This is a genomic window from Nonomuraea sp. NPDC049784 (assembly GCF_040659615.1).
In the GTDB taxonomy this organism is placed as follows: Bacteria; Actinomycetota; Actinomycetes; order Streptosporangiales; family Streptosporangiaceae; genus Nonomuraea.
Map to the genome: position 1 here is coordinate 1 of NZ_JBFAMX010000612.1, position 6,176 is coordinate 6,176.

A 6,176-nucleotide genomic window follows, 5' to 3' on the forward strand; every position below is an offset into this window, starting at 1 on the left:
TGCTACGAACATCGCGACCAGCGACAGGCCGATGCCGACCCCCGCGCTCTGCACGGCGATGCGCCTTGCCCGGCGGGCCACGTCCATGGCGTCGGCCAGCCGGTCGAGCCGGTCTGTGGTCAGCACCACGTCGGCCGCCTGGGTGGATGCCGCCGACCCGTGCGCGCCCATGGCCACCCCGACCTGGGCGGCGGCCAGTGCGGGCGCGTCGTTGATGCCATCGCCGACCATGACGGTCGGTGCGCGTCCGGCCTCTTCGCGCACTCCCGCCACCTTCTGCTCGGGTGTCCGCTCGGCGAGCACGCGATCGACGCCGAGTACGGTGGCCACGCTCTCGGCTACCTCGGCCCGGTCGCCGGTGAGCATCACTACCCGTTCGATGCCTGCGGAGCGGAGCCTGCGCAACGTACGAGGAGCATCCGCGCGTACCGCGTCACGAAGGAGGATCACTCCGGCGACGCCTCTGTCCACGCTCACCCAGACGGTCATCGCGCTGTCGAGCGCCGCCCTGGCCCGCTGTGCGGCCATCCATGCCGAGTCCAGCCCTTTCAGCGCCTTTCCCACGTGCACCAGCCGCCCGTCGACGGTTCCCGTCGTGCCGGATCCGGCCTTCTCGTGCACCCGCTCGGCAGTGAACGGCTCCGCACCGCGCTCATCCGCGGCCCGGGCGATGGCGGCGGCCAGGACGTGGGAGGACATCCGATCGACCGCGGCGGCCAGCCCCAGCACCTCCCGTACGCTGAAACCGTCCGCGGCGACGATGTCCACGACCTCGGGGCATCCTTGGGTGAGCGTCCCCGTCTTGTCCAGGACGAGCGTGCGGGCGCGGCCCAGCGTCTCCAGCGCGCCGCCGCCCTTGACCACGACGCCTCGGCGCGCCGTACGCGACAGCCCGGAGGCGATCGCGGCGGGCGCGGCCAGCAGCAGCGGGCACGGAGTCGCCACCACCAGCACCGCGACCGCCCGCACCGCCTCCCCCGACAACGCCCACGCCAGCCCGGCCAGCGCCAGCGTCGCAGGCAAGAACCAGGCGGCGAACCGGTCGGCCAGCCGCACCACCGGAGCGCTGTCCGCCTCGGTCTCCCGGGCCAGCCTCACCACGCCGGCGTAGGTGCTCTCCCCGGCCGTGCTGGTGGCCCGCAAGTCGAAGGCCGAGCCCGCGTTCACAACGCCGCTGCGCACGCTCTCCCCGACCGGGTACTCCACCGGCAGCGCCTCACCCGTGAGAGCGGACTCGTCCAGCAGCGCCGCACACCTGGCGACCACGCCGTCGACCGGCACCATCTCCCCGGCCGGGACCAGCAGCAGGTCGCCTCGCGACACCTCGCCGACGTCCACTCGGCGCGGGCCATCGCGCTCATACCGGTGCGCCCAGCGCGGCGCCCGCTCATACAGCGCGGTCAGATCGCGCCGCGCCCGCCGCATCGCGTATTCCTCCAGCGCCCGCCCTCCGGCCAGCATCACCGCGATCAGCGCACCCGCCAGATACTCGTGTACGGCCAGCGTCCCGACCAGGGCGAGCACCGCGATCGCGTCCACCCCGAGATGCCCCGCGCGCAATGCCGAGACCACCCACCACAAACCCGGCCCAATGGCCACGACCGTCCCCGCGGCGAGCACCACGTCACCCCAGCCAGGCACCCCGACAAGGCTCAGGACACCTCCCACGACCAGGGCTACAACCGTGAATCCCAGGAAGACCATCGACCAGACGCGCTCCACACCCCCAGCCTGCCCACCTGACCGGCCGCCTCCCAGAGACGTTCGACCCGCTCCGACAGGCCGATCGTCCACGCAGCGAGCTCACACACGATCGTTTGACCCACGTTTTGAGGGCCAATGGCATTCCTGTGGCCGGAAAGCCGGGACTCGCCTACGAGATCCAGAACGACCTGAACCACTTCGCCTGGGTCGACACCTCCCCGGGTTCACGCCAAGGTCGAAGACGGCGTCGTCACGCTTAGGGGCGCACCCGCACCCACTCCGATGCCGTACTCATCGCCCATTCCGCGATCCGCGTCAACGGCGTCGTGGACGTGCGAGACGAACTGCTGTGGGACGATGACGACCTCTAACGGTCCGTATCGAGAAGATGTCGCCAGTCACGGCACCCAAGCTGGACCGGCTCCGCCTCAGAGATCCGACGCGGAGCCCAGGGACCTTCGGCTTCACAGCGGGACCTCAAACGCGGGCGGAGAGTTCCGTCGCGTTGAATCAGCCGAGGACCTCGTCAACGACTGCGCCGCTGATCCCTGGCACGGTGACTCCTCAGAGGCCGTGGATGCGGCGGACGGTGATCTGGTGCGGGACGATGCGGATGTAGAGTCGGCGCTCGCCGCCTGCCCAGGGGGTGACGTCGGCCTCGGTGACCTTTTCCACCTCGTCGGACCTCACTCCTCCATCCTCGCGGCCCCGGCCCGCCGCACCTTGAGGCGAAGTCCCGGATTGGGTGACATTGGTCCCGGACCAGCCGCCAGTCGGATGCGGCGTTGATCCGCCGAGCCACGGTAATGGCCGACCAGAACTGAGCCCTCTGCGATGGCCTATCCGGAACTCGGGCGTTCCGATCGATGCTCGCTGCCCGTGCCCGAGGCTCGGGCACCCGTGGGGGACGCGCACGCTCAGGGACGATCGGTTCTCAGGCCGCGAATTGTTCTCCACAAAGGCGAGATACGGCCGCGTCACGGCAAAAGCCCTACGTCAGCGGCCCATACGGGGCATATAGCCCACGACAAGCGCTTTATCCGGATTCTGGAGGTGGCTTGCGACCGCTGGAGGCCGGAAGCGGAGTTCTCGTGGCCTCCGCCTTGGAGCAGGAGGTGGAGATGATCACGAGACGGGGGTTCTTTAAGGCCGGGGCGGGTGGAGTTCTCCTCCTGGCCTCCCGGCCGGACCCTACTGCGGCTCCCCCAAGCAGCCTGATGAACCCCGCGTCTATCGCCAAGTACGTCGTCCCGCTACCAGTTCCGCCCGTAATGCCGCCCGCCTCGACGGAAGGCCCAGCCGACCGGTACGTGATCGGTGTGCGGCGGCTCCGGCTGCAGATCCTGCCGCCTGGCAGCCCGGCCACGACGGTCCTGGGCTATGGGGCGGTAGGGGAACCGCGGAGCTTCAACAGCCCGGCCTTCACAGTGGAGGCCAGAGTCGGCCGCCCTGTACGGGTCAAGTGGACGAACGAGCTGGTCGACGGCCACGGGAGAGCTCTCACCCATCCGCTGCCGGTGGATCCGACACTGCACTGGGCCAACCCGCCCGGCGGACGGGAGGGACGCGACTCACGCCCGGCCTTCGCCGCCACGCCCAGCCGCTACCTCGGGCCGGTCCCGATCGTCACGCACCTGCACGGCGGGCACAACTCCGACCACAGCGACGGCCATCCCGACGCGTGGTTCCTGCCGGCGGCACGAGACATCCCGGCAGGGTACGCGACCGAGGGATCGCGGTATGCCGGCTTCGGAGCCGCTGTCGCCAACCAGCACGAGATCGCCTGGAGCCCGGGATCGGCGGTCTTCCACTATGACAATGACCAGCGTCCCGCGACCATGTGGTTCCACGACCACACCCTCGGGATCACCCGGCTCAACGTCTACGCCGGACTGGCCGGCTTCTACCTGCTGCGCGGCGGCCCCGCTGACCTCGCGCCGGGCGTCCTGCCAGGCCCTGCCACCGCCCTCGGCACGACCGGGGGCGATCGGCGTCCACGAAATCCCGATCGTCATCCAGGACAGGACGTTCGGCGCCGACGGCTCGCTCTTCTACCCGGCGAGCCGCCGGCAGTTCGACCGGTTCAAAGGACCGTATATTCCCCGCAGTGATATCCCACCCATCTGGATCCCCGAGTTCTACGGCACCACCATGATGGTCAACGGCCGCACCTGGCCGTATCTGGCCGTGGAGCCACGCCGCTACCGCTTCCGGCTCCTCAATGGGTGCAACGGCCGCTTCCTCGACCTGAAGATCGTCACGAGTCCGCTGGCTCAACGGCCTGCCTCCGCCGCCCTGCCCTTCTGGCAGATCGGATCGGACGGAGGGTTCCTGCCCGCGCCGGTGAAGGTCGGAGAGGTCCTGCTGGCCCCGGCGGAACGCGCCGACGTGATCGTCGACTTCACCGGCATCCGTCCGGGGACGGAACTGTTCCTGATCAACGAGGCTCCGGACGGCCCGTTCCATGGCCGCCACGCCGCGGTCCCGGCCGACCCGGCGACAACGGGGCAGGTCCTGAAGTTCACGGTTCGCCCACTGACGGCATCCGACCGCAGCGTGCCACCGGCCGAGCTCACCCTGCCCGCTTTCACCCCACTTGGGGCGGCCGGCACCACCCGCAAAGTGGCGCTGCTGGAGCGGGCCTCAAGGGTCGTGGCAGGCGTGGGACCGGTGGCCGTGCTTTTGGGCAACCTGGAGGGAGGCGGTACGGCGAACATGTGGTCCGACCCGATCACCGAGAACCCGGCCGTTGGAGCCACCGAGACATGGGAGATCCACAACTTCACCATGGACGCCCACCCGATCCACGTCCACGAAGTCCTCTTCCAGGTCGTCGACCGCCGCCCGTTCCACGGCCCCACCCGTCCGCCGGAGGACTGGGAGAGCGGCTTCAAGGACACCGTCATCGCCTACCCGGGCGAGATCACCCGGATCAAGGCCACCTTCGACCGGCCGGGCCTGTTCGTCTGGCACTGCCACATCCTCGAACACGAGGACAACGAGATGATGCGCCCCTACCGCATCGGCACATGACCAGCGGCTTCACCCCGGAACCCCTCTCCCCGGAGATCCCATGGGAACCGGCTTTCCGCGACCCAGCTTTGGGGGTTTGGGGGCCGAGAACGACGCCTCGCTCGGCAGGTCGCTGTTCGGCCGGACTTCCGGCCCCCTCAGCAGGATCTCGTGGCTGGTCACCGCGGTGCAGGCACGTCCGATCGCAATGCCCGCCTTGCGGCATGACGCGACAGTGCATATCGTGCCGATGTATCCACTCGATATATCGGGCCGACGGTTTGCCGTAGCCCGACTGGACGCGGGAGCTGCGATGAGGCGGATCGACTACGACACGGAGCAACACCAGGACTACGCGCGTGGCCGTGCGCTTACCGAGCAGCAGATGCAGGTATGGATCAGCGCCTTCGGAGCGGTGCTGCCCGAGCGGCGTCCGCTGGCGGGGCTGGACGTCGGCTCAGGGACCGGCAGGTTCACCCCCGCGCTGGCGCGAGCGTTCGGGCCGGTCACTGGCGTCGAGCCGTCGGTCCGCATGCGCGAGATAGCGCAGGCGCAGTCCCGGCATCCCGGTGTGCGCTATCTGGCAGGCTCCGCCGAGGACATGCCAGTGCCGTCCGGCAGCGCCGACTACGCTCTCATGTTCTTGTCCTGGCACCACGTCCAGGACAAGCCGCTGGCGGCCCGTGAGCTGGCCAGGGTGCTCAGGCCCGGCGGGCGGCTGCTACTGCGCGCGAATTTCAGCGACCACCATCCCAGGCCGTGGTGGCTGGAGCACTTCCCCCGCGGCTTTGAGGTGGACGCCTCGCTGTTTCAGCCGCTGCACGAGGTCATCGCGATGTTCACGTCGGACGGCTGGCGCGTTGCCAGCTTCGGCACGGTCACCGAGCCGTCCTCCGGTACCCGCGGTGACATGCTCGAACGGCTGCGCCTGCGCACCCTTTCGTTCTTCGCTCACCTCAGTCCCGACGAAACGGAGGCCGGCTTCCGCCGCCTGGAACAGGCTGTTGCCGCAGATCCCGGCGCACCGGCGCCTGTGTTTTCTGAGCCGCTGCTCACGCTCGAACGGCGCTAGTACGGCCCTCCGCTCCCGAACGTGTCCCCAGCCGCCAGGTAGCCCAGGGTCCCGGCATAGTGGCGTGATGGCTTGTTTATGACCGGGTGTCTGGTTCGCTCACCGGGATGCGGCGCAGGCACGGTTCCAAGATCATGTGGGTGTCGAATCCAGTGATCGCTGCGGAAGACCGTGCCTGCCTTGTCATCATCCTCGATCAGCGCCGCCCTGGAAGAGCTTTCACGTTTGCCGGCCAGTGACCGCGCGCTGCTGTCGGGCCAGTGCCCAGGCCTGGCGGAGTACCTGGCATGGGTGCGCCGCAGCATCGAGAAGCACCATCGGCCCACTGACGTCCATGGTCGGCCCCTGTTCCCAAGCGATATCACCCAGTTCCGACGCCGCCTGCTCC

The 6,176-nt window shown here is 69.2% G+C and carries 6 protein-coding genes; 4 read left to right on the plus strand and 2 right to left on the minus strand.

Features of this window, described 5'->3' with window-relative positions; genetic code table 11:
• Both AB0J09_RS53485 and AB0J09_RS53490 read right to left on the minus strand, forming a co-directional pair.
• Positions 1-1,722: heavy metal translocating P-type ATPase (locus AB0J09_RS53485; RefSeq protein ID WP_360709821.1), on the minus strand; the 1,722-nt coding region annotated here is incomplete at its 3' end.
• 546 nt (positions 1,723-2,268) lie between these two features.
• Positions 2,269-2,394: a hypothetical protein gene (locus AB0J09_RS53490; RefSeq protein ID WP_360709823.1), complete on the minus strand. Its 126-nt coding sequence runs from the start codon at positions 2,392-2,394 to the stop codon at positions 2,269-2,271.
• Positions 2,395-2,921: 527 nt separating this feature from the next.
• Here AB0J09_RS53490 and AB0J09_RS53495 point away from each other — a divergent pair.
• The 4 genes from AB0J09_RS53495 to AB0J09_RS53510 form a co-directional block, all read left to right on the plus strand.
• On the plus strand, positions 2,922-3,815 hold the full coding sequence (locus AB0J09_RS53495; protein ID WP_360709825.1) for a hypothetical protein: 894 nt from the start codon (positions 2,922-2,924) through the stop codon (positions 3,813-3,815).
• 40 nt (positions 3,816-3,855) lie between these two features.
• Positions 3,856-4,737 (plus strand): multicopper oxidase domain-containing protein, encoded by an 882-nt coding sequence (locus AB0J09_RS53500; protein ID WP_360709827.1) that lies wholly within the window; start codon positions 3,856-3,858, stop codon positions 4,735-4,737.
• A gap of 40 nt (positions 4,738-4,777) precedes the next feature.
• On the plus strand, positions 4,778-5,788 hold the full coding sequence (locus tag AB0J09_RS53505) for a class I SAM-dependent methyltransferase (RefSeq protein WP_360709829.1): 1,011 nt from the start codon (positions 4,778-4,780) through the stop codon (positions 5,786-5,788).
• A 180-nt stretch (positions 5,789-5,968) separates the two neighbouring features.
• The coding region (locus AB0J09_RS53510; RefSeq protein ID WP_360709831.1) for a hypothetical protein at positions 5,969-6,176 on the plus strand (208 nt) is incomplete at its 3' end.

Bases quoted from the DNA above. Each gene is read 5' to 3' on its own strand.
- AB0J09_RS53505 (WP_360709829.1), top strand. From the start codon at position 4,778: ATGGGAACCGGCTTTCCGCGACCCAGCTTTGGGGGTTTGGGGGCCGAG.
- AB0J09_RS53495 (WP_360709825.1), top strand. From the start codon at position 2,922: ATGAACCCCGCGTCTATCGCCAAGTACGTCGTCCCGCTACCAGTTCCG.
- AB0J09_RS53500 (WP_360709827.1), top strand. From the start codon at position 3,856: ATGATGGTCAACGGCCGCACCTGGCCGTATCTGGCCGTGGAGCCACGC.